This is a genomic window from Micromonospora sp. NPDC007230, from assembly GCF_042869115.1.
Lineage (GTDB): Bacteria > Actinomycetota > Actinomycetes > Mycobacteriales > Micromonosporaceae > Micromonospora.
Genome location: NZ_JBIAFE010000010.1, coordinates 52298 through 72803, shown reverse-complemented (window position 1 = coordinate 72803; position 20506 = coordinate 52298). Strand labels below are relative to the sequence as shown.

Here is a 20506-nt window from a genome sequence, read left to right as displayed (position 1 = left end):
CCCGAACGTCACATCTCGGCCACGAATATGCCGCCGTGACCGGGGTACGCTGTCGCGCGTGCCGCCGTTGAACCTGGGCAACCAGCAGCCGAAGACCCCGTTGGACGTGGAGCACGCCTGGCGGGCCACCGCCACCCGTGCCGGCGACGTGGTGTTCTTCTTCGACTTCGACGGCACCCTGGCGCCGGTCGACGACGACCCCACCGCCGTACGGCCCGCGCCGAAGGTGCTCGCCGCCCTGGAGGCGCTCGCCCCGCACGTACGCCGGATCGCCATCGTCTCCGCGCGCCCGGTGGAGTTCCTCCGCGACCAGTTCGGCGGCCTCGACGGCATCGACCTCTACGGGCTCTACGGGCTGGAGCACAGCCATTCCGGCGGGGAAACCGTGACCGAGCCGGCCGCCCTGCCCTGGGTGCCGACCATGGCGGAACTGGCCGAGCAGGCGCGCGCGGAACTGCCGCCCGGCGCCCTCGTGGAGTTCAAGCGGCTCTCGGTCGCCCTGCACTGGCGCACCGCCCCGCAGCTCGGCGACCTGGTCCAGGAATGGGGCCGGGCCCGGGCCGAGCGACTGGGCCTGCGCTGCCAGGCCGGACGCATGGTGCTGGAACTGAAGCCCCCGGTCGACCGGGACAAGGGCATGGTCATCGGTGAGGTGGTCCGGGACACCGCCGGCGCCTGGTACTTCGGTGACGACGTCTCCGACCTCAAGGCGTTCGCCGCGCTACGCGCCCGCGCCGCCGCCGACCCGGACTTCATCGGCGTCTGCGTGGCCGTCGCCAACCCGGAGACCGGGCACGAGGTCGCCGACGCCGCCGACCTCACCCTGGAGTCACCCGCCGTCCTCGCCGACTTCCTCAGCACGGCCCTGTCCCGGCTACGCTGACCGCGCCACGGGCCGGTGGCCGGGCGGTCGAGCCGCGGTCAGACGCCGTAGCGGCGCTGGCGGGTGGCGTACGAGCGCAGGGCCCGGAGGAAGTCGACCCGACGGAAGTCGGGCCAGTTGAGCTCGCAGAAGTAGAACTCCGAGTGGGCCGACTGCCAGAGCATGAAGCCGGACAGGCGCTGCTCACCGCTGGTCCGGATGATCAGATCCGGGTCCGGCAGGCCCTTGGTGTAGAGGTGCTCAGAGATCAGGTCGACGTCGATCGCGCCGGCCAGCTCCTCGATGGTCCCGCCGTTGGCCGCGTGCTCCAGCAGCAGCGAGCGGACCGCGTCCGCGATCTCGCGCCGCCCGCCGTACCCGACGGCGATGTTGACCTGCGCCCCGCCGCTGCGGTCCCGGGTGCGCTCCGCGGCGGCCTTGAGCGCGGCGGCGTGGTGCGCGGGCAGCACGTCGAGGGCGCCCACCATGCGCAGCCGCCAGGGGTTGCCCTCCTCGGCCAGCTCGGTGGTGAGGTCCTCGATGATCTGGAGCAGCGGATCCAGCTCGGCGGCCGGTCGGGAGAGATTGTCGGTGGAGAGCAGCCAGAGGGTCACGTGCCCGACGCCGGCCGCGTCGCACCAGCGCAGCAGCTCCTTGATCCGCTCCGCGCCCATCCGGTGGCCGTCGTTCGGATCGACGAAGCCCATCTCCCGGGCCCATCTGCGGTTGCCGTCGCACATCACGCCGACGTGCCGGGGCACCGGCTTGCCCGCGAGCCTCGCCGTCAGCCGGCGCTCGTACACGGAGTAGAGGAGTTTCCGCAGAGTCATCACCTTGCAGGGTAGCGACCCAGGTTGAAGATCAGTGTCGCGGTGGCTGGTCTCGGTTTGTGAGACCGATGCCGATCATGGCCAGGGTGCGGGCGTCGAGACGTCCGTCACCCAGTCCCAGCTCCACCACGGTCCGGTAGACCCGGCCGTCCCGCCGGGCCGCACCGACCGCCGCGTCCACCACCTGGCGCCGTCGGGCCAGCCAGGCCGCCACCGAGCTGTGCCGCAGGTGCGTGCCGAGCCGCCCGCGGAGGGCGTCGGCGTACCGGCGGGCCGCCTGCGCCGGGCTGCCGGCCGCCGCCGCGCCGGCCAGCGCGCCGGAGCGCAGCGCGTAGAAGATGCCCTCGCCGGTGAACGGATTGATCAGCGAGAGCGCGTCGCCGGCCAGCACCACCCGACCTCGCCCCGGCGCCGGCCGGTGCGTGGAGAGCGGCAGGTGATGGGCCCGCAACTCGGTGACCGTGGCCGGGTCGGTGCCGGGCAGCAGGGCGGCCAGGCGGTCCAGCAGGTGCGTCCGGGTCAACGGCTCGCCGCGCAGCACCTCGCCGTACCCGACGTTCGCCCGGCCGTCGCCGATCGGAAAGGACCAGGCGTACGCCGGCCAGCGCGGGGCCGAGGTGACGATGAGCTGCTCGGGCGGCCCGGGCAGCGCCGGGGCGTAGCCGCGGATGGCGAGCGCGAGGTGCCGGTCCGGGTTCACCGGGTGGCCGAGCGCCCGGCGGAGCACCGAGCCGGCGCCGTCCGCCCCCACCACGGCCCGCCCGGCCAACTCGCCGTCGAGCACCACCCGGTCGGCACGCAGGTCGACCCGGCGTACGGCGTGCCGGCGCAGCTCCACCCCGGCCGCGACCGCCGCGGCCACCAGCCGCGCGTCGAACACCGCCCGGGGCACCGTGTACGCGGGCCGGGGCAGCTCTCGCGCCACCGTGCCGCCGCCGGGCCCGACGAGACGTAGCACGGGCAGCGGGGCATACCCGTCGACCGCCCCGGTCACGCCCAGCTCGGCGAGGACCTCCAGCGCGTGCGCCGCGATGCCGTCGCCACACGCCTTGTCGCGGGGAAAGTCGTACCGGTCCAGCAGCAGCACCCGGGCGGCTCCGGCCCGCCGCGCGGACAGCGCCGCGGCCGACCCCGCCGGCCCCGCCCCCACCACGATCACGTCCCACTCCTCACCCACCCACCCATCCTCCCCCCGCCGCCCCCGCCAGGACCCCCGTCGGCGTTGATCAAGAACTTTGCGTCGCCGTCCGGTCGGATCCGGACGCAAACTTCTTAATCAACCCGCGGAGGTGGGGGTGGGGTGGGTGCGGTGGAGGGAGTAGAGGGCCAGGGCGGCGGCGGCCAGGAGGGGGGGCGCCGTCGCGGACGAGGCCGTCCAGGCCGAGGAGCCACCAGCAGAGCGGCAGGTCGACGGCGAGCGTGCCGAGGGTGATCGCGACCAGCAGCTTCCGGGCCCAGCTCCGGCCGCGCAGCAGGAACGCGGTGCAGAAGAGCACCAGATAGCTGACCGCGATGCCGGCCGCGAACCAGAACAGCACCGCGGGTACGGAGCTGAGCCGGCCGTCCAGGATGGACCCGCCCGCGACCAGCGCCGGGACCAGCACCAGCGGGCTGTACGTGAACGCGGCGGCCCGGGCGGTGAGCAGCCACCCGGTCACCGCCGGACGCTTCGGCGCGACCTCCCGCCAGGAGAGCCGGCCACCGGAGATGACCAGGCCCTTGCGGTGCCGGACCAGGTGGCCGCCGACCACGTCCGACCGGTAGAGCAGCCCGACCACCGCCACGCAGAGGCCGGTGAGCAGCCCGAAGCCGAGCAGGCCGGGCAGCGGCGGCACCCCCACCCGGGGGACGACCAGCCGCCCCACCGCGAAGACCGTGGTCACCGCGAGGATCAGCCCCAGCGGCTTCGCCACGGCACGGCCCCGGTTCACGTGCCCGATCAGCACCAGGAAACCCAGCGAGCGGAGCATCGCCCAGCCGGTCCGGACGGCGAGCCCGAACTCCTGCCCCGGGGCGTACCACCAGTTGAGCAGCTCGACCACGACGGTGGCCGCCGCCGTGACGCCGAGCAGCAGGGTCAGCGTCCGGACGGCGGACGGCCGCCGGACCTCGATGGTCTCGGCGGCCGTCCTCATGGCATCCGATGTTGCCCGGTGCGGGCAACCGGCACACCTATCGCTGCGGCTGCTCCGCGTCGAGCCGGGCGCGCAGCGCGTCCAGTTCGGCCCAGAGGACGCCGGGGAGCTTGTCCCCGAACTTCTCGAACCACTCGGTGACCAGCGGCAGCTCGTTGCGCCACTCCTCCGGGTCGACCTTCATGGCGATCCGGACGTCCTCCGGGGTCATGTCCAGACCCTCGACGTCGAGCGCGTCCAGGGCCGGGACCATGCCGATCGGGGTCTCGACCGCCTCGGCGCGGCCCTCGATCCGCTCGATGATCCACTTGAGCACCCGGGAGTTCTCGCCGAAGCCCGGCCAGAGGAAGTTGCCCTCGGGGTCCTTGCGGAACCAGTTGACGTAGTAAATCTTGGGCAACTTCGCCTCGTCGCCGTCGACGCCCTTGCCCATCTCGATCCAGTGCCGGAAGTAGTCACCGGCGTTGTAGCCGATGAACGGCAGCATGGCCATCGGGTCGCGGCGGACCACACCGACCGCGCCGGAGGCCGCCGCGGTGGTCTCCGAGGAGAGCGTGGCGCCCATGTAGACACCGTGCACCCAGTCGCGGGCCTCGGTGACCAGCGGGACGGTGTCCCGGCGCCGGCCGCCGAACAGGATGGCGTCGATCGGCACCCCGTTCGGGTCGTAGTAGTCGTCGGCCAGGATCGGACACTGCGCGATCGGGGTGCAGAACCGGCTGTTGGCGTGCGAGGAGAGCTCGCCGCTCTCCGGCGTCCAGTCGTTGCCCTTCCAGTCGATCAGGTGCGCCGGCGGCTCACCCATGCCCTCCCACCAGATGTCGCCGTCGTCGGTGAGGGCCACGTTGGTGAAGACCGAGTTGCCACGGTCCAGCGTCCGCATCGCGTTGGCGTTGGTCTTCCAGTCGGTGCCGGGTGCGACGCCGAAGAGGCCGAACTCCGGGTTGATCGCGTAGAGGCGGCCGTCCGGGCCGAACCGCATCCAGGCGATGTCGTCGCCGATGGTCTCGACCTTCCAGCCCGGGATGGTCGGCTCCAGCATGGCGAGGTTGGTCTTGCCGCAGGCCGACGGGAACGCACCGGCGACGTGGTAGACCCGACCCTCCGGCGAGGTGATCTTGAGGATCAGCATGTGCTCGGCGAGCCAGCCCTCGTCGCGGCCCATCACGCTGGCGATCCGCAGCGAGTAGCACTTCTTGCCGAGCAGCGAGTTGCCGCCGTAGCCGGAGCCGAAGGACCAGATCTCCCGGGTCTCCGGGAAGTGCGAGATGTACTTCGTGTCGTTGCACGGCCACGGCACGTCCTGCTGGCCGGGGGCGAGCGGGGCACCGATCGAGTGCAGCGCGTGCACGAAATCGGCGTCGTCGCCCATCGCCTCCAGGACCTTGGCGCCCATCCGCGTCATGATCCGCATCGAGGCGACCACGTACCCGCTGTCGGTGATCTCGACGCCGAACATGGGGTTCTTCGCCTCGACCGGACCCATCACGAACGGGATGACGTACATCGTCCGGCCGCGCATCGAACCGCGGTAAAGCTCGGTCATGGTGCGCTTCATCTCGGACGGCGCCATCCAGTTGTTGGTGGGGCCGGCGTCCGCCTCGTCAACCGAGCAGATGAAGGTGCGCTCCTCGACCCGCGCGACGTCCGTCGGGTCCGTCCGCGCGTAGAACGAGTTGGGCTTCTTCTCGGGGTTCAGCCGGATCAGGGTGCCGTTCTCGACGAGTTCGTCGGTGAGGCGGCGCCACTCCTCATCGGACCCGTCCACCCAGACCACCCGATCGGGCGTGGTCAGTTCCGCGACCTCACGTACCCAGGCAAGCAGTTTGGGGTGGGACGTCGGGGCCTGATCGATACCCCGAACAGTAGCCGGAGCAACCATGTCACATCTCCTTGTGGTCGACGCTGACCGATGTATTGGATGCACGAGTTCTGGCGCGCTGGCGCGTCGCCTTCGTGGAAACCTGGGATTGGCCTCAGCGTAAACCGGCCTGCGTCGCGAGTCAGTGGGACTTGTTGTGAAGAACTGCACAAGGTACGGCCACGCTGCGGCATCGCGATCTGATACCCGCTTTCGCGCGCAGTTTCACGCAAATCTTGTGAAGAACCTTCGCGGGACGTCGGCGGAGCGGCCCGTCGCGGCCCGCCACCCCACCAACCGTGACTTCCGTGATCCCGTCCACAATTCGGCGACAGCCCGTTACGCTCCGTTCACAAAGGCGGGAACGGGCGGGGAGGCGGGGCGGCGTGACCACAACGTCCCGCAGGCGAACCTCCCGGCCCTGCGCGGCACGCCTGACCCGGGTGCCGCCCGCTCGCCGTTGCTACCCCGTCCAGCTACGCCCAACCGGTACTCTCGTCGGGTGGCCGCGACGATGACCGGAGACCAGCCGGGGGCTCCGCAGACCCGTCGAGGTCTGCTCGGGGTACTGATCGACCGTTTCGGTCACCTCGTCCGTGAGCTGAGCAAGTTCGCCACGGTGGGCGGGCTCGCCTTCCTCGTCGACTTCGCGCTCTTCAACTACCTGGCCAGCGTCCAGCACGAGCCGCCGGTGGTGGCGAAGACCATCTCCACCGTGGTGGCCGCGACCCTGGCGTTCCTCGGTAACCGGTTCTGGACCTGGCGGCACCGCCAGCGCAACCACCCGGCCCGGGAGTACGCGCTGTTCTTCTTCTTCAACGGCGTCGGCCTCGGCATCGCCGTGGGCTGCCTCGCGATCAGTCGCTACGGGCTGGGCGCCCTCTGGCCCCACGTGTTCCAGACCCCACTGGCCGACAACATCGCCAGCTTCATCGTCGGCACCGGCCTCGGGACGCTGTTCCGATTCTGGTCGTACCGGCGGTTCGTTTTCGTGGAAGCGGGAACTCCTCCCGTTCCGGCAACGAGCCACGACCGAGAGTCAGGGGCGTGACCCAGCGCCCATCCCGTCCCGCCGGGCCGAGCCGGCCCTGCCCGCTGCCCTAAGGTGTTTCGCATGCCTGGAGTCCGTCTGCTGCCCGAGCGCTGGCGGAAGTTCATCCACGAGGCGCTCAAATTCGGCATCGTCGGCGGCATCAACACCGTCATCAATTACGCGGTGTTCAACGCGCTGGCACTCACGGTTTTCCGCGACGGCCAGCTCAAGGCGACGGTGGTGGCCACCATCGTCGCGACGATCACGTCGTATCTGATGAACCGGCACTGGACGTACCGGGATCGACCGAAGTCGGCCCTGCGCCGCGAATACGTCCTGTTCTTCCTGTTCAACGCCACCGGACTGCTCATCGAACTCGGCGTACTGGCGGCCGCGAAGTACGGCTTCGGCGTGACCAGCCTGCTCATGCTGAACATCGCGAAGACCGGCGGTGTCCTGCTCGCCACCATGTTCCGCTTCTGGTCGTACCGGACGTTCGTCTTCCAGCCGGCTCCGCAGCACGCGAAGGAGAACTGGCACAGCATCCCGCGCGACGAATGGGACAACGTGGGCGAGATGGACCCGGTGGCGGAGCTGGCCGAGTCGGTCAGCGAGCTGGAGGAGACCGAGCCCCGGCCGGCCCCGCGGGCTGCCCGGGCGGCCGACCACCGGCCGGACTACGCGCCGACCCAGAGCCGACCCGCGGCGGCGGATGCCGGCCTCGGCCGGATCCTCGGTGCCGACCTGGACGCCGAACTCGCCGCCGAACTCCAGCCCACCCCCCGCCGCCCCCGCCGCTGATCCGGCCGCGGGCACCGCGAGCAAAGTTGATCAAGAAGTTTGCGCCGGACCACCGATGGATCCGGCGCAAACTTCTTGATCAACAAGGCGAGGGTCAGGCGGACGGGTCGCGGAGGGACTTGCCCTCGTGCATGTCGGCCAGGATCTCGCGCATCTCGCCGTCACCCAGCGAGTGCTTGTCGTGGTGGGCCTCGACCAGCTCGTAGAGCTTGGTCTGCACCTTGTCGACGTGCGGCACGTCGGCGAGCACCGACTGGCCGCGCTCACCGGCCGACTCGATGGTGAGGGTGCCGCAGCCGAGCAGCCGCTCCACGAAACGCTGGTGCATCGAGTGGTCGTTGACCCGGGTCAGCGGCAGGTCCCGCCGGTTACGGGAGAAAACCCCCTCCTGCAGCAGCACCCGCTCGTTGGTGAAGAGGTAGTGCGTAGTGCGCCAGAGCAGGAACGGCCACAGGCCCAGCCAGAGCACCAGCACCAGGCCGAGGGCGGCGATCACGTAGAGCGCGATCATGCCGCCGTCGCCCTCGGGCAGCAGGACCCAGCCCGCGACCACCGCCGCGATGGCGAGCACCAGCACCAGAACCGGCCGGATCAGGGCCTTCCAGTGCGGGTGCAGGTGCAGCACGACGTGCTCGTCCTCGGTGAGCACGTCTTCGGGGAATGCCACGGGAACCTCCTCGCAGAACAGGACGCGCTGACCGTAACCGGTCGACGCTCGTCCACGGGATCAGCCGCGCGGCGGGTGTTGGGCGGGGTCCCTTCCTATCCCGAAGGCGGCAGCAAGGGCCCTTCCGCTCAGCGCACGTGCAGCACGTCGCCGGCGGCGAGGCGGAGCTCCCCGGCCGGGCCGTCGACCAGCAGCTGGCCGTCCGGGTCCACCCCGGTGGCGGTGCCGTGCACCTCCCGGCCGTCGGGGAGCAGCACCCGGACCTGCCGGCCGACGGTGGCGCAGGCGGCCAGGTAGGCATCCCGCAGGCCGCTGGCGACCGCGTCGCCGCCGGCCGAACGCCAGCGGTCGTACCAGTCGGAGAGGGAGCGGAGCAGGGCGCGCAGCAGCGGGTCCCGGTCGGTGGCGACGGCCCCGGCGAGCTGGAGCGAGGTGGCGGGCAGCCCGGTCGGGTTCTCCGGCAGCTCGTCGGCGCGCAGCGTCACGTTGAGCCCGATGCCCACCACGATCGCCGGCGGCTGGTCCGGCGCGTCGCCCGGCACCGCCTCGGCCAGCACGCCCGCGCACTTGGCGCCGTCGACGAGCAGGTCGTTGGGCCATTTCAGGTGGGCGTCCAGCTCGGCCAGCCGGGCCACCGCCTCGACCAGCGCGACCCCGGCGAGCAGCGGCAGCCAGCCGTACCGCAGGGACGGCACGGGCGACCAGTCGCGCTCCGCGACGGCCTCGCCAGGCCGGAGCAGGACGCTGGTCGCGATGCCGGCCCGGGGCGGCGACTGCCAGACCCGGCCGCGCCGGCCGCGGCCGGCGGTCTGCCGCTCCGCCACCACCACCAGCCCCTCCGGCTCGCCGGCCCGCGCGGCCTCGACCGCGTCGGCGTTGGTGGACCCGGTCTCCGCGCGCAACTCCAGCCGGCGCCACGGCCCGTGCGGGGCGACGAGCGCGCGCCGCAGCCGGGCCGCCGACAGCGGCGGGCGGTCCAGATTGGTGTACGGCGAGCTGGGCATCCCGCCAGCCTACGGCCCCCGCGGCGGGCGGTCGCCCGGAAGGCGGTGAGGCGCACTGCACAGCCGCGCCCACCTGAACCATCGTTATATTCCCTGGGTGACTACCGAGACCGGGATCAACATCCACACCACCGCCGGCAAGCTGGCGGACCTGGAACGCCGGGTCGACGAGGCGGTGCACGCCGGGTCGGCGCGCGCGGTCGAGAAGCAGCACGCGCGGGGCAAGAAGACCGCCCGGGAGCGGATCGAGATGCTGCTCGACGAGGGCTCCTTCGTCGAGCTGGACGAGTTCGCCCGGCACCGCTCCACCAACTTCGGCCTGGACAAGACCCGGCCGTACGGCGACGGTGTGGTGACCGGCTACGGCACCGTGGACGGCCGGCAGATCTGCGTCTTCGCCCAGGACTTCACGGTCTTCGGCGGCTCCCTCGGCGAGGTCTTCGGCGAGAAGATCGTCAAGGTGATGGACCTGGCCATGAAGATCGGCTGCCCGGTCGTCGGGATCAACGACTCCGGCGGCGCGCGGATCCAGGAGGGCGTCGCCTCGCTCGGTCTCTACGGCGAGATCTTCTTCCGCAACGTCCGGGCCAGTGGCGTCATCCCGCAGATCTCCCTGATCATGGGCCCGTGCGCCGGCGGCGCGGTCTACTCGCCGGCAGTCACCGACTTCACCGTGATGGTCGACCAGACCTCGCACATGTTCATCACCGGCCCCGACGTGATCAAGACGGTCACCGGCGAGGACGTCGGGATGGAGGAGCTGGGCGGCGCCCGGACCCACAACGCCCGCAGCGGCAACGCGCACTACCTCGGCACCGACGAGGAGGACGCGATCGAGTACGTCAAGGCGCTGCTGTCGTACCTGCCGTCGAACAACCTGGACGAGCCGCCGGTCTTCGAGTCCCCGGCCGACCTCGACGTCACCGACTCCGACCGGGAGCTGGACACGCTGATCCCGGACTCGGCCAACCAGCCGTACGACATGCACCGGGTCCTCGAGCACGTCCTCGACGACGGCGAGTTCCTGGAGGTCCAGCCCCTCTACGCGCAGAACATCGTGGTCGGCTTCGGTCGGGTCGAGGGACGCCCGGTCGGCGTGGTCGCCAACCAGCCGATGCAGTTCGCCGGCACGCTGGACATCGCCGCGTCGGAGAAGGCCGCCCGGTTCGTGCGGACCTGCGACGCGTTCAACATCCCGGTGCTGACCTTCGTGGACGTGCCCGGCTTCCTCCCCGGCACCGGGCAGGAGTGGGACGGCATCATCCGCCGCGGCGCGAAACTCATCTACGCGTACGCCGAGGCCACCGTCCCGAAGGTCACCGTGATCACCCGCAAGGCGTACGGCGGCGCGTACGACGTCATGGGCTCCAAGCACCTCGGCGCGGACCTGAACTTCGCCTGGCCGACCGCGCAGATCGCGGTGATGGGCGCGCAGGGCGCGGTGAACATCCTCTACCGACAGGACCTGGCGAAGGCCGACGACCCGGCGGCCGTCCGGGCCGAGAAGATCGCCGAGTACGAGGACACCCTGGCCAACCCGTACATCGCCGCCGAACGCGGGTACGTCGACAGCGTGATCCCGCCGCACGAGACCCGGACCCAGATCGTCCGGGCCCTGCGGGTGCTCCGGACCAAGCGCGAGACCCTGCCCCCCAAGAAGCACGGCAACATCCCGCTCTGAGGCTCCGCCTGGTCCGCGCGACTTCGGGAAAGTCGGCTCCCACCCGCTTGGGGCAGCGGGTTTCCCGGAGTCGCGCGGATCTTCAGGTGGTCAGCAGCGGGGATTGGCGGCGGCGCACATCCGGTCCGCGGCGACCCCGGCCAGGCGGCGCAGGTCGGATTCGGCGCCGGCACCGCCAACCCTGATGACCGAGATCAGGTCGCCGACCCGGACGACTGCGGTGCTGTCGGACTCGGACACCTCGCCCAGCGGCTTTCCGGTGTCCAGGTTCCGGGCCTGGGTCACCGTGTGCCGCAGCAGCACCGATTCGTCGCCGGCGAAGTTCCGGTCGACCTCCTCCCAGGAGTGCACGGCCTGCGCGCTGATCGTCCTTCCCTGCCACAGGATCGGACCGCTGGACCGCCACTGCCGGCATGGCGCGAGCACCTCGGCCATCTCTGCGAAGATCCGTTGGGCCACGTCCGGCGCGACGCGGTAGACGTCCTGGTTGAGCAGCACGTCATTCGGTGGCTGCTCGGCCTCGCCCGGCCGGTTCCGCAGCAGGGTCAGCGAGCGGGAGTAGCGGGACGGCTCCCAGTCGGCCGACTGCCCCTGTAGTTTGCGGCAGGACAGCAGCATCGCATCGAGCTGAACCCCCTCGCCGAGGCCCGCCTCGGTCACCGGGGCCTCGGTCTTCGCCTTGACGTCGGTGGGTTGCAGCAGCACGTCCAGCGGGACCTCGGCGGCGGGCGAGGCCATCGGCGAGCGCCGTGGTGGGGTCGGTTCGGGCTCTCCGGTCGCCGGTGGAGCGGACGACGGACCGGACGCGGGCGGCGGCCCGGCAACGATGGACGGCGGCTCAGCCGGATCGGGGCGGGCCGCCACCACGACCACGGCGGCCGAGGCGACCGTGAGCACGGCCAGCGCCGCCACCGTCGTACGCCGGCTGCGGCGCCGGGCCCGGGCCCGGATCTCGACCGGCTCGGGCCAGCGGACGTCCCCCAACTCCCGCTGCACCAGTTCGACGAATGCCAGGTCGTCGTCACGCATCGGCGGCCTCCTCCACATCCACGACGGCGAGCAGCCCGGCGAGCGCGGCGCGGCCCCGGGACAGTCGCGCCTTCACCGTGCCGACCGGAGCCGCCGTCTCCCGGGCGACCTCGGCGACCGGCATGCCGAGCAGGTAGTAGAGCGCGATGGCCGTGCGCTGCTCCTCGGGCAGCCGGCGCAGCGCGGCCACCACCTCGACGGTGTCGGCGCTGGGCGGCGCGACGCTCTCCTCCGCCCCGTGCCGCAGGTACGCTCGGGCGCGGCTGCGCAGGCTGCGCCAACGACTCACCGCGATCCGGCTGGCCACCACCCGTACCCACGCCTCCGGGTCGTCGTACCCGCTCACCGTCGACCAGCGCTGCCAGGCCCGGATGTACGCCTCCTGCACTGCGTCCTGGGCCTCGGCGAGGTTGCCGGTGAGCACGTAGACGAAGCCGAGCAGCCGTTGCCGGCTGCCGCGGTAGAACTCGTCGAACCCGTCGACGTCCGGCACGCTGCTACCTCCCCCGTGGCGGTCGCAGGTGAGACGCCTGGGATCGGCGGTGCGGTTGCCCGGTCAGCCGACCATTTTCTCCAACTCGGTGAGCGGGAAGCGGCCGGCCGGGATGCGCTCGCGGACTGCCCGGCGGACCGCGGCCTGGACCGCCGCGTTCGCCGGGGTCGGCACGCCGTGCAGCCGGCCGAGCAGCACGATCTCCCCATTGAGCTGGTCGGCCTCGGCCGAGCCCGCGCCCCGGGCCAGGCTCTGCCAGGTGGAGCCGCCGGCCCGCTGGGCACCGTCGACGGGCCGGTGGCGCACCCGGTCGCCCCGCTCCGCAGCCTCCTCCGCCGGGGTGGTGTGCGCGATGCCGGCGGCGGCCAGCGTGGCCTCCCCCTCGGCGCGTACGCGGGCGGCGAGCGGCTCGGGGATGTCCGAGCCGAGCAGCGCCTGGAGGCCGTTGCCGAGGTTGCCGAGCAGCTTGCCGTACTTCCAGCGCATCACGTCGTCACGAACCGGCGCGACGAACCCGGCGGCGGCCAGGTCGGCGGCCACCGCCCGGCTGGTGTCGTCCGATCCGGACGGATAGCGGCCCAGGTGCAGCATCCCCGGGTGCGGGTGCCCGTTGGCGACCACCACACCTGGTTCCAGGTGGGTGGCGGGCAGCCAGACGCAGACCGGGTGCACCCGGGCGAAGAGGCGCAGGGCGGCCCGCTCATTGGCGACGCCGTTCTGGGCGAGGACGATCGGCAGCCGCTCCCCCGCCGTGCCGCCGCCCTCGACCGGGGTGTCCACCCAGGTCGCCAGCGCCGCCTCGGTGTCCTGCGACTTGACCGTGAGCACCAGCACGGTGTCGGCCGGCAGCGGCCGGTCGCCCGGCCCGGACACGGCGGGCAGCCGGCTGGTCACCGTACCGTCCGGCGTCCGCAGGACCAGCCCCCGCTCCCGGATCGCGTCCAGGTGCGCGCCGCGGGCCACCAGCGTCACGTCGCGGCCGGCCTCACCCAGCCGTACGCCGATGGTGCCGCCGACCGCGCCCGCTCCGATGATCACGTATCGCACGGTCTGATTCTGCCTCGCGGGTCAGCCCGCCGTGGCGAGGTGGGCCAGCCAGCGCTGGCCGGTGTCCGCGACGTCGACGTCCCGCCGTCGCGCGGCCAACGGCCCGGCGTCACTACCGGGTGACGCCCGCGTCGTTGAGGATCGGGCCGGCGAGCAGCAGCGCACCGCCGACCAGGACGGCCAGGTTGACCAGGGCGAAGACCGTCACCCAGAACAGCGCCGGGAACGGGGTGAGCCGGGCGAGCTGGTCGGCGTCGGACTCGGGCATCCGCCCCCGGCTGCGCAGCCGTTGCAGCTCGACCACCGGGCGTACGCCGCCGAGGAGCAGGAACCAGACCGACGCCCAGGCGAAGGCCGCCTGCACCTGCGGCGACGCGTACCAGGACACCGCCAGCACCACTCCGCCGGTGGCCAGCAGCGACAGCACGCCGAAGACGTTGCGGATCATCACCAGCATGGCCAGCAGCAGCACCACCGCGACCCAGAGCAGCAGGGTGATCCGGTTGCCGGCGAGCAGCCACGCCCCGGCGAGGCCGACCAGCGACGGGGCGACGTACCCGGAGAGCAGGGTGAAGATCATGCCCGGCCCGGTGGGGCGGCCGGCGGAGAGGGTGAGCCCGGAGGTGTCCGAGTGCAGCCGGATGCCGCGCAGCTTCCGACCGGTCAGCAGCGCGGTCAGCGCGTGGCCGCCCTCGTGCGCGATGGTCACCGCGTTGCGGGCGATCCGCCAGGGCACGCGGGTGGCGACCACCGCCAGCGCGACGGCGGCGGTGACCAGCACCAGCAGGGGCGGCGGGTCGGGCTGCGCGCTCAACAGCTTGTCCCAGAGGGTGGTGAGGCCGTCGATGAAGGGCATGGGCGGGCAGCCTACCGGCCCGAGCTGTGTCGGTTGGCGGGCGCGGCCTCGTATCGTGTGAGACTGACCGGGTGGCGAACGGAGCGGGAGGTGAACGCGGTGAGTGCGGCCCCCCTTCAGCCCTTTGACCAGCACGTCGGCCTCTGGACCGAGGCCGACTACTTCGCCATGGGCGAGAGCCGTAACCGGATCGAACTGCTCGACGGGAGCCTGATCGTGAGCCCTGCCCCGAGCAAGCGACACCAGACCGTTTCACGTCGCCTCGCCAACTCGGCTGAGTCGGCGGTCGCGCCGGACGGGCTGTTGGTCTTCGAGGCCGTGAATGTCCGGCTCAGGGCCGATCGGATCGTCATTCCGGACCTCGTCGTGGCGAACACCGACGACGAGGGCACGGTCATCGAGGCAGGCGAGGTCAGGCTGGTCTGCGAGATCGTCTCGCCCGGGAATGCCGCCGCCGACCGCCTGGTCAAGATGCAGCTCTACGCCATCGCCCGGATTCCCTGGTACCTGCTCGTGGAGCAGGACGGCGAGAGCCACGCGCTGCGGCTGTACCGGCTCGACAACGGCCACTACGTCGAGGAGCGGGTGGCGAAGGCCGGCGAAACGCTGGCGCTCACCGAGCCGTTCCGCTGGGCACTGGACCCTGCCACGCTGCGCTGACCGGCCCTGAGCGGCCAGCGAAGCGCTGATGACCGTCAATGAAAATTTCTTTAAGCCCCCTTGCGATGCAAGGCACTTACCTCCAAGTATGGATATAAGTCAACGTCCATCTCTGGAGGGATCAATGGCTCGTAGCAGGCTCTCCGTACGCCGGTTGCTCGCCGCCGGCCTCACCGTCGCCGCCACCGCGATGGCGGCCCTCGTCGCCACCGCCGGACCGGCAACGGCCGCCACCACCCCCGGCATCGACGTCTCGAACTACCAGGGCAGCATCAACTGGACCAGTGTCCGGAACGCCGGCATCCAGTTCGCCTTCATCAAGGCCACCGAGGGCACCACCTACAAGGACCCGAGGTTCGGCGCCAACTACGTCGGCGCGTACAACGCGGGCGTGATCCGCGGGGCGTACCACTTCGCCCGGCCGAACATCTCCTCCGGGGCCACCCAGGCCAACTTCCTGGCCAGCAACGGCGGCGCCTGGTCGGCTGACAGCCGCACCCTGCCCGCCGCGCTCGACATGGAGGCCAACCCGTACAGCGGCGGCTACTGCTACGGCCTGAGCACCACCGGCATGCGCAACTGGATCCAGGACTTCCTCAACACCTACAAGTCCCGGACCAGCCGGTACGCGGTCATCTACACGACCACGAGTTGGTGGAACCAGTGCACCGGCAGCTGGACGGGACCGTGGGCCAACCACCCGCTCTGGCTGGCCCGCTGGGCGAGCACGCCCGGCACCCTGCCGGCCGGCGCCCCGTTCTGGAGCTTCTGGCAGTACACCAGCACCGGCAGCGTCTCCGGGATCAGCGGCAACGTGGACCGCAACTACTGGAACGGTGACCGGACCCGCCTGATCGCGCTGGCCAACAACACCTGACGGCCCTCACGAACCGGTCGGCGGCAGCGGGACCGGCTGTCACGTGACAGCCCGTCCGGCTGCCGCCGATGTCGTCTGTGGCGCCCGGTCAGGCCCGGCGTCGCGTGCCGGCCGGCACGGGAATCGCAGCCCGCCCGGCCAGGGTGGTGCGCCGGGCCAGCCGCCAGGCCACCACCCCCGCGACGACGAGAGCCACGACCGCGAGCACCGCGACCGGCGCGGCGAGGCCGGCGCTCACCAGCAGCAGGACGATGTCCCCGAGCGCGACCAGCATCCACAGTGCCAGCCGGGGCCCGGTGTCCTTGTGTCGGTAACCCATGTCGTACCTCCTTCCGTCGTCGCAACTTCCATTACCCTCGACGACGGAAGGCCATGCGGATCAGTTTGGCGATGCCGCCCGACCTGGTCTCAGTTCGCTCGGTCCGGCTTGAAGTTCTTGGTGATCACGTCCCAGTTGGCCAGGTTGGCCGCCCAGTCCTTCTCCGGCACCTCCCACCGGAGCGCGTAGCCCCGGTTGCTGGCCGTGGCCACACCCCGGTTGCGCACGTGGATGCGCATGCCGTCCCGGGTCTCCAGCCAGTCCCAGTCGGCGCAGGTGCGGTAGTAGCCGTCACAGCGCTTGATGTCCAGGTACTGATAGTTGTTGACGTAGTTCTTGCGCGCCGGCTCCTTCGACTTCCAGTCAGCGTACGCGTCCTTCTCGGGCCGGTCGGTCCACTGGATGAACAGCTCACGCAGACCGTTGGGCTCGGTGATGGTGACGGAGCCGGAGCGGGCGCTGGCGTGCCAGCCGTCCGGAATCGGCACCTGAAAGCCGTTCGAGCCCTTGTAGTAGTGCCAGCCGGTGGGCAGGGTGCCGGCGGAGGCCGAGGGGGTCGCGGACGGGGTTTGGCTGGGGGCGGCGCTGCTCGGGGTGGCCGAGGTCGGCACGGCACCTGTCGGGGGCGGCACGGCGGCCGAAGTCGCGGCAGCCGGAGGATTATCGTCACCGCCGTCATCGCCGCTGTTGAGCAGTGGCACGGCCACCGCGAGGCCGATCAGCAGCACCGCGACCAGCGCACCGATCAGCAGGTTGCGGCGGTTGCGCTCCGGCTTCGTACCCGGGACGACCGCGGCCCGGCCGGTCGACGGCGCCGGACTCACCGGCGCCGCCAGAACCGAGGTCGGATTCTTCGGCGGGGCCAGCGGCTCCGCCCGGTCGTCGGCGACAGGCTCGCCGTCCACCTGCGTCTCGTCGAGGGCCGGATCGATTCCGTCCACCCGGGTCTCGCCGGCGGCCAGTTCCGGTCCGTCCACCCTCGTCTCGTCGAGGACGGGCTCCGGCGTGGGATCGAGTTTCGCGGTCGGCTCGGCGGCCGGCGGGGTCAGCTTCGCGGTGGCCGCCTCCGCGCCGCCGGAAACCTTCGCGGTGGCGGCGGCCGCGCCCGCGGCAGCGGCCGGGCCCAGGTTGGGCTTGCGCGGGGCCGGGGTGGACGACCGTTCGGCGCGGCCGTCGACCGGACGCGGCCCCGGGACCAGCGGCGGGCGCGGCTCGCGCGGACCGTTCGGCCCGGGCCGGCGTACGCCGTCCAGCAGCGAGATGCTCTTCGCGCGCCGCCCGGCAGCCTTGCGGAGCAGGCGTTCCGCCACCTCGGCGGTGATCCGCTCGGCCGGGTCCTTGCGCAGCAGGCCCTGCAGGACCGGCTTGAGCGGCCCGGCGTTCTTCGGCGGCGGCATCGGCTCGGTGGCGAGCGCGGCCAGGGTGGCGATCGCCGACGGCCGGGCGTACGGCGACTTGCCCTCGACCGCCGCGTAGAGGGTCGCGCCCAGCGACCAGAGGTCGGCCTCCGGCCCCGCGGTGCCGTCCCGCGCCCGCTCCGGCGCGATGTACGCGGGCGAACCGAGCACCATGCCGGTGCGGGTCACGTTCGGGTCGCCGGGGATCGTGGCCAGGCCGAAGTCGGTGAGCACCACCCGGCCGTCGTTGCCGAGCAGCACGTTGCCCGGCTTGACGTCGCGGTGCATGATGCCGGCCTTGTGCGCGGCCTTCAGCGCGCCCAGCACCCCGAGGCCGATCTGGACGGCCTTGGCCGTGGACACCGGACCGTCCTCGGCGATGGTGTCCTGCAACGACCTGGACGGCACGTACTCCATGACGATCCACGGATCGCCGTCGGTGCGCAGCACGTCGAAGATGCGGACCACGTTGATGTTGTTGAGCCGGGCAATCGCCCGCGCCTCCCGCAGCGAGCGTTCCCGCATCTCGCGGCGCTCCTCCGGGGTGAGGCTCGGCGGCGGGACGAGCTCCTTGATGGCCACGTCCCGGTGCAGCACCTCGTCACGCGCCTTCCACACCCGACCCATGCCGCCCTGGCCGAGCGGCGAGATGAGCCGATACCGGTCAGCAACGAGTTGGGGAAGCGCGTCAGACATCGCTGAGACGGTACCCGGATGCTCCGACGGTCACACCGCCGGCACGCCACTGTGCGGCGAAGGTCAAGTTCTCGACGCGTACCCTTGGGCCATGTCTGCCGAAGAGCCGCTGTTCCGGATCGTCCGCGGGGTGCCCACCGCCGAGGAGCTGGCCGCCCTGGTCGGGGCGCTCGTGGTCCGGACCCGGCCGGCCGCCGCTCCCGCCCCGGCCGCCGTGTCGCGGTGGACGCGCAGCGCCCGTCCGGTGGGCACCGCGCTTGTCGCGAGCCCGGGCGCGTGGCGCGCCTCCGGCCTCCCCCGCTGACCCTTCCCGGGGCACGACCAGGCGGGCGGGACTGCCGAGATCCGTGGTGAGCCATTAACCTCACTCAGGGAGACGGTGCGGTGACAGGCAGGGAGGGTCGATGATCCCCGAGGAGAGCCAGCCAGCGGGTTGGTTGCGTGGCTACGGCGGCATCGAGGCGGACATCCGGCAGATGCGCGAGTTCGCCGACCGTCTCCAGGACGAGGTCGTCCGCAACTACGCCCCACACCTGTCGTACATCGCCGACGACATGAAGGCGGCTGTCCCCAACCCCGCCGACGCCTTCATCGAGCTGGTGCAGTTCCTCCAGGCGCACCACGAGACGCAGACGGCGACCGCCGAAGTGGTCTGGGGCCTGGTGCCCGCCACCGGCCACCTGGCCGGCGCCGCACACCTGATCGCCACCAGGTACGCGGACTCCGACGCGTTCTCCTCCGCCCGGGTCGCGGACGTGCAGGAGGCCCTCGCCCGCTCCGCCAGCGGCGGGAGCCGCCCACTGCCGGCGCTCACCGACCCCACGGCCGATGACGACCGGCCGGTGGTGCTGCCGTGATCGAACGGGGCGGCGGGCGCACCTCCGGGCTCACCGACTGGCACCTGATGGACGTGCTCAGCATGTGGGCGTGCCTACAGGACCAGGACACCAGCGGGCAGTGGAAGCAGGTCGCCGGTTGGCGCAAGGTCTGCGACCTCGCCCTGACCCACCTCGGGCGGTTGCAGGAATACCGCCGCGGCCTCGCCGCGGCATGGCCGCCGGACACCAACGCCGCCGCGCGCGCGTACCTCGGCGAGCTGGACCAGCTCATCGACAAGGTGCAGCGCACCCACGACGCCGCCGCCGCGAACTACGACGCGCTCGCCGCCGCCACCCGCGCCATCGGCAGCACCCGGGCCGAACTCAAGCCGCTCTACGACGAGTACGCGTCCAAGCTCGAGCAGAAGCAGGCGTACGAGGCGACACTCGCCGACCCGAAGGCCGTGGCCGGCAGCCGCCTGCCACAGCAGCCGCCGGTGACGGACGCGGACCTGGAACGGCTGAACGTGCAGGCGCGGGGGTTGATGACGGGGTTGAGCGGCGAACTCCAACAAGCCCAAGTAATGCTCCGCCAACCCCCACCGCGAACTTGGCCAAGCATCGATCATTCAGCAGGGCCATCAGAGCCTTCAGCGCAGCCTCCCGTCATCCCCCCGGTGGTGCCTGTTCCTTTCGCAGCCTCCAGGACTGCAGGTCGCGTTAACCCGCGAACGTCGGGAGGGCAGCCCGTATCGGCTCCTGTCGCACCCGGCATCGGTCCCATCCTTGGCGGGGCAGGAGCAGGGCTAGCACCGGCTAACCCAGGCGCAGCCCCTCTCATGCCGTCAACATCGCCGTCTCAGCCAAGCGTCGGCGCCCCACCATCCCCTCCAACGTTCCCAGGTTCCCCAGGCCGCCCGACGTCGCCAAGCCAGTTCCGCGAACCGAGTGGGCCCATGAGCCGGCCAAAGGCAGAAAGCGCGAAGGGTCTCACCTCTGCCAGCCCGGTTAAGGGCCTACCGCCTGGTGGACTGATCGGCGGCGCGCTTGGGAACAACCTTGGCCACCCAGGAGCGGCTGTACCTCCGCGTCGTATAAATCCGGTTGGCGGAGTCATCGGTGGCGGCGGCGCAGGGACCGCGCCGTCAGGTGCCGCTGGTTCCCGCCCGGGCGCAGGGAGAGCTTCGCAACTTGCTGGACCGCATGGCATCACTCCCATCGGGGGATCGCCCGGCTCAGTTAATCCGGGAGGTGGTGGCACTTCCACTCGTTTGCCGCAGGGATCTCGCGGGGACGATTGTCCTCGACCATGGGATCCAGATAATCCATGGGAGACCGACAAAGGGGTACCGCCTGTCGTTCGCCCACCAGATGACAAGGGCCCCATCGATCCCGGTCCGGCCATCGGGTTTGATAGGTGAAGGGCCCTAGAGCTCAAGT

20 protein-coding genes and 1 pseudogene are annotated in these 20506 nt (G+C 71.6%); 8 read left to right on the top strand and 13 right to left on the bottom strand.

Features of this window, described 5'->3' with window-relative positions; all coding sequences use genetic code 11:
- Positions 1–58: 58 nt before the first annotated feature.
- Positions 59–883 carry a trehalose-phosphatase gene (otsB, locus tag ACFYML_RS16230; protein ID WP_387421375.1) on the top strand — a complete coding sequence of 275 codons (825 nt, stop codon included), beginning with the start codon at positions 59–61 and terminating at the stop codon, positions 881–883.
- Positions 884–921: 38 nt separating this feature from the next.
- Here the strand turns inward: otsB and ACFYML_RS16225 are convergent, their stop codons facing one another.
- The 4 genes and pseudogenes from ACFYML_RS16225 to ACFYML_RS16210 form a co-directional block, all read right to left on the bottom strand.
- Positions 922–1692: an isoprenyl transferase gene (locus tag ACFYML_RS16225; RefSeq protein ID WP_387421374.1), complete on the bottom strand. Its 771-nt coding sequence runs from the start codon at positions 1690–1692 to the stop codon at positions 922–924.
- 31 nt (positions 1693–1723) lie between these two features.
- Positions 1724–2869 carry a geranylgeranyl reductase family protein gene (locus ACFYML_RS16220; protein WP_387421373.1) on the bottom strand — a complete coding sequence of 382 codons (1146 nt, stop codon included), beginning with the start codon at positions 2867–2869 and terminating at the stop codon, positions 1724–1726.
- Between the two features lie 99 nt (positions 2870–2968).
- Positions 2969–3827 (bottom strand): annotated as a pseudogene (locus ACFYML_RS16215) (hypothetical protein).
- A 37-nt stretch (positions 3828–3864) separates the two neighbouring features.
- The gene (locus ACFYML_RS16210; RefSeq protein ID WP_387421372.1) at positions 3865–5709 is read right to left on the bottom strand and encodes a phosphoenolpyruvate carboxykinase (GTP); all 1845 of its coding nucleotides are present in this window, start codon (positions 5707–5709) and stop codon (positions 3865–3867) included.
- A gap of 136 nt (positions 5710–5845) precedes the next feature.
- On the opposite strand from ACFYML_RS16210, the gene ACFYML_RS16205 reads away from it, so the two are divergent.
- Positions 5846–6739, top strand: coding sequence for a GtrA family protein (locus tag ACFYML_RS16205; protein ID WP_387421371.1), 894 nt, complete (start codon positions 5846–5848; stop codon positions 6737–6739).
- Positions 6740–6802: 63 nt separating this feature from the next.
- Positions 6803–7522, top strand: a complete 720-nt coding sequence (locus ACFYML_RS16200; protein ID WP_387421370.1) for a GtrA family protein — start codon at positions 6803–6805, stop codon at positions 7520–7522.
- A 94-nt stretch (positions 7523–7616) separates the two neighbouring features.
- Here ACFYML_RS16200 and ACFYML_RS16195 read toward each other — a convergent pair whose 3' ends face one another.
- Entirely contained in the window at positions 7617–8189 is a 573-nt protein-coding gene (locus ACFYML_RS16195) for a PH domain-containing protein (RefSeq protein ID WP_387421369.1), read from the bottom strand.
- 128 nt (positions 8190–8317) lie between these two features.
- Positions 8318–9193, bottom strand: a complete 876-nt coding sequence (locus ACFYML_RS16190; RefSeq protein ID WP_387421368.1) for a biotin--[acetyl-CoA-carboxylase] ligase — start codon at positions 9191–9193, stop codon at positions 8318–8320.
- Positions 9194–9290: 97 nt separating this feature from the next.
- Here ACFYML_RS16190 and ACFYML_RS16185 point away from each other — a divergent pair, with 97 nt between their 5' ends.
- Positions 9291–10874, top strand: coding sequence for an acyl-CoA carboxylase subunit beta (locus ACFYML_RS16185; RefSeq protein ID WP_387421367.1), 1584 nt, complete (start codon positions 9291–9293; stop codon positions 10872–10874).
- A 90-nt stretch (positions 10875–10964) separates the two neighbouring features.
- Here the strand turns inward: ACFYML_RS16185 and ACFYML_RS16180 are convergent, their stop codons facing one another.
- The 4 genes from ACFYML_RS16180 to ACFYML_RS16165 all read right to left on the bottom strand — a co-directional run bounded on the left by ACFYML_RS16180 (position 10965) and on the right by ACFYML_RS16165 (position 14299).
- Entirely contained in the window at positions 10965–11903 is a 939-nt protein-coding gene (locus tag ACFYML_RS16180) for a hypothetical protein (protein ID WP_387421365.1), read from the bottom strand.
- Positions 11896–12396, bottom strand: coding sequence for a SigE family RNA polymerase sigma factor (locus ACFYML_RS16175; RefSeq protein ID WP_387421364.1), 501 nt, complete (start codon positions 12394–12396; stop codon positions 11896–11898). Before ACFYML_RS16175 ends, ACFYML_RS16180 begins: the two co-directional genes overlap by 8 nt.
- A 63-nt stretch (positions 12397–12459) precedes the next feature.
- Positions 12460–13443, bottom strand: coding sequence for a ketopantoate reductase family protein (locus ACFYML_RS16170; protein WP_387421363.1), 984 nt, complete (start codon positions 13441–13443; stop codon positions 12460–12462).
- 112 nt (positions 13444–13555) lie between these two features.
- Complete coding sequence (locus ACFYML_RS16165) at positions 13556–14299, bottom strand: M50 family metallopeptidase (RefSeq protein ID WP_387421362.1); 744 nt, start codon at positions 14297–14299, stop codon at positions 13556–13558.
- 168 nt (positions 14300–14467) lie between these two features.
- Between ACFYML_RS16165 and ACFYML_RS16160 the strand changes: the two genes are divergently transcribed.
- Together ACFYML_RS16160 and ACFYML_RS16155 are read left to right on the top strand one after the other, a co-directional pair.
- Positions 14468–14959, top strand: coding sequence for a Uma2 family endonuclease (locus tag ACFYML_RS16160; RefSeq protein ID WP_387421523.1), 492 nt, complete (start codon positions 14468–14470; stop codon positions 14957–14959).
- A gap of 124 nt (positions 14960–15083) precedes the next feature.
- Positions 15084–15836 carry a GH25 family lysozyme gene (locus ACFYML_RS16155; RefSeq protein ID WP_357437692.1) on the top strand — a complete coding sequence of 251 codons (753 nt, stop codon included), beginning with the start codon at positions 15084–15086 and terminating at the stop codon, positions 15834–15836.
- Positions 15837–15924: 88 nt separating this feature from the next.
- Here the strand turns inward: ACFYML_RS16155 and ACFYML_RS16150 are convergent, their stop codons facing one another.
- The gene (locus tag ACFYML_RS16150; RefSeq protein WP_387421361.1) at positions 15925–16155 is read right to left on the bottom strand and encodes a hypothetical protein; all 231 of its coding nucleotides are present in this window, start codon (positions 16153–16155) and stop codon (positions 15925–15927) included.
- 89 nt (positions 16156–16244) lie between these two features.
- On the bottom strand, positions 16245–18248 hold the full coding sequence (locus ACFYML_RS16145; protein WP_387273249.1) for a protein kinase: 2004 nt from the start codon (positions 18246–18248) through the stop codon (positions 16245–16247).
- 91 nt (positions 18249–18339) lie between these two features.
- On the opposite strand from ACFYML_RS16145, the gene ACFYML_RS16140 reads away from it, so the two are divergent.
- Positions 18340–18552 (top strand): acyl-CoA carboxylase subunit epsilon, encoded by a 213-nt coding sequence (locus tag ACFYML_RS16140; RefSeq protein WP_387421360.1) that lies wholly within the window; start codon positions 18340–18342, stop codon positions 18550–18552.
- A 100-nt stretch (positions 18553–18652) separates the two neighbouring features.
- A complete protein-coding gene (locus ACFYML_RS16135) occupies positions 18653–19105 on the top strand; it encodes a hypothetical protein (RefSeq protein WP_387421359.1) in 453 nt (150 codons plus the stop codon).
- A 74-nt stretch (positions 19106–19179) separates the two neighbouring features.
- Here ACFYML_RS16135 and ACFYML_RS16130 read toward each other — a convergent pair whose 3' ends face one another.
- Complete coding sequence (locus ACFYML_RS16130; protein WP_387421358.1) at positions 19180–19647, bottom strand: hypothetical protein; 468 nt, start codon at positions 19645–19647, stop codon at positions 19180–19182.
- Between the last annotated feature and the right edge of the window lie 859 nt (positions 19648–20506).

What these genes read in the sequence shown, in the direction of transcription:
- ACFYML_RS16180 (WP_387421365.1), bottom strand. Translation starts at nt 11,903, where the DNA reads ATGCGTGACGACGACCTGGCATTCGTCGAACTGGTGCAGCGGGAGTTG.
- ACFYML_RS16140 (WP_387421360.1), top strand. Translation starts at nt 18,340, where the DNA reads ATGTCTGCCGAAGAGCCGCTGTTCCGGATCGTCCGCGGGGTGCCCACC.
- ACFYML_RS16225 (WP_387421374.1), bottom strand. Translation starts at nt 1,692, where the DNA reads ATGACTCTGCGGAAACTCCTCTACTCCGTGTACGAGCGCCGGCTGACG.
- ACFYML_RS16135 (WP_387421359.1), top strand. Translation starts at nt 18,653, where the DNA reads ATGATCCCCGAGGAGAGCCAGCCAGCGGGTTGGTTGCGTGGCTACGGC.
- ACFYML_RS16160 (WP_387421523.1), top strand. Translation starts at nt 14,468, where the DNA reads ATGGGCGAGAGCCGTAACCGGATCGAACTGCTCGACGGGAGCCTGATC.
- ACFYML_RS16200 (WP_387421370.1), top strand. Translation starts at nt 6,803, where the DNA reads ATGCCTGGAGTCCGTCTGCTGCCCGAGCGCTGGCGGAAGTTCATCCAC.
- ACFYML_RS16210 (WP_387421372.1), bottom strand. Translation starts at nt 5,709, where the DNA reads ATGGTTGCTCCGGCTACTGTTCGGGGTATCGATCAGGCCCCGACGTCC.
- ACFYML_RS16165 (WP_387421362.1), bottom strand. Translation starts at nt 14,299, where the DNA reads ATGCCCTTCATCGACGGCCTCACCACCCTCTGGGACAAGCTGTTGAGC.
- ACFYML_RS16155 (WP_357437692.1), top strand. Translation starts at nt 15,084, where the DNA reads ATGGCTCGTAGCAGGCTCTCCGTACGCCGGTTGCTCGCCGCCGGCCTC.
- ACFYML_RS16150 (WP_387421361.1), bottom strand. Translation starts at nt 16,155, where the DNA reads ATGGGTTACCGACACAAGGACACCGGGCCCCGGCTGGCACTGTGGATG.
- ACFYML_RS16190 (WP_387421368.1), bottom strand. Translation starts at nt 9,193, where the DNA reads ATGCCCAGCTCGCCGTACACCAATCTGGACCGCCCGCCGCTGTCGGCG.
- ACFYML_RS16145 (WP_387273249.1), bottom strand. Translation starts at nt 18,248, where the DNA reads ATGTCTGACGCGCTTCCCCAACTCGTTGCTGACCGGTATCGGCTCATC.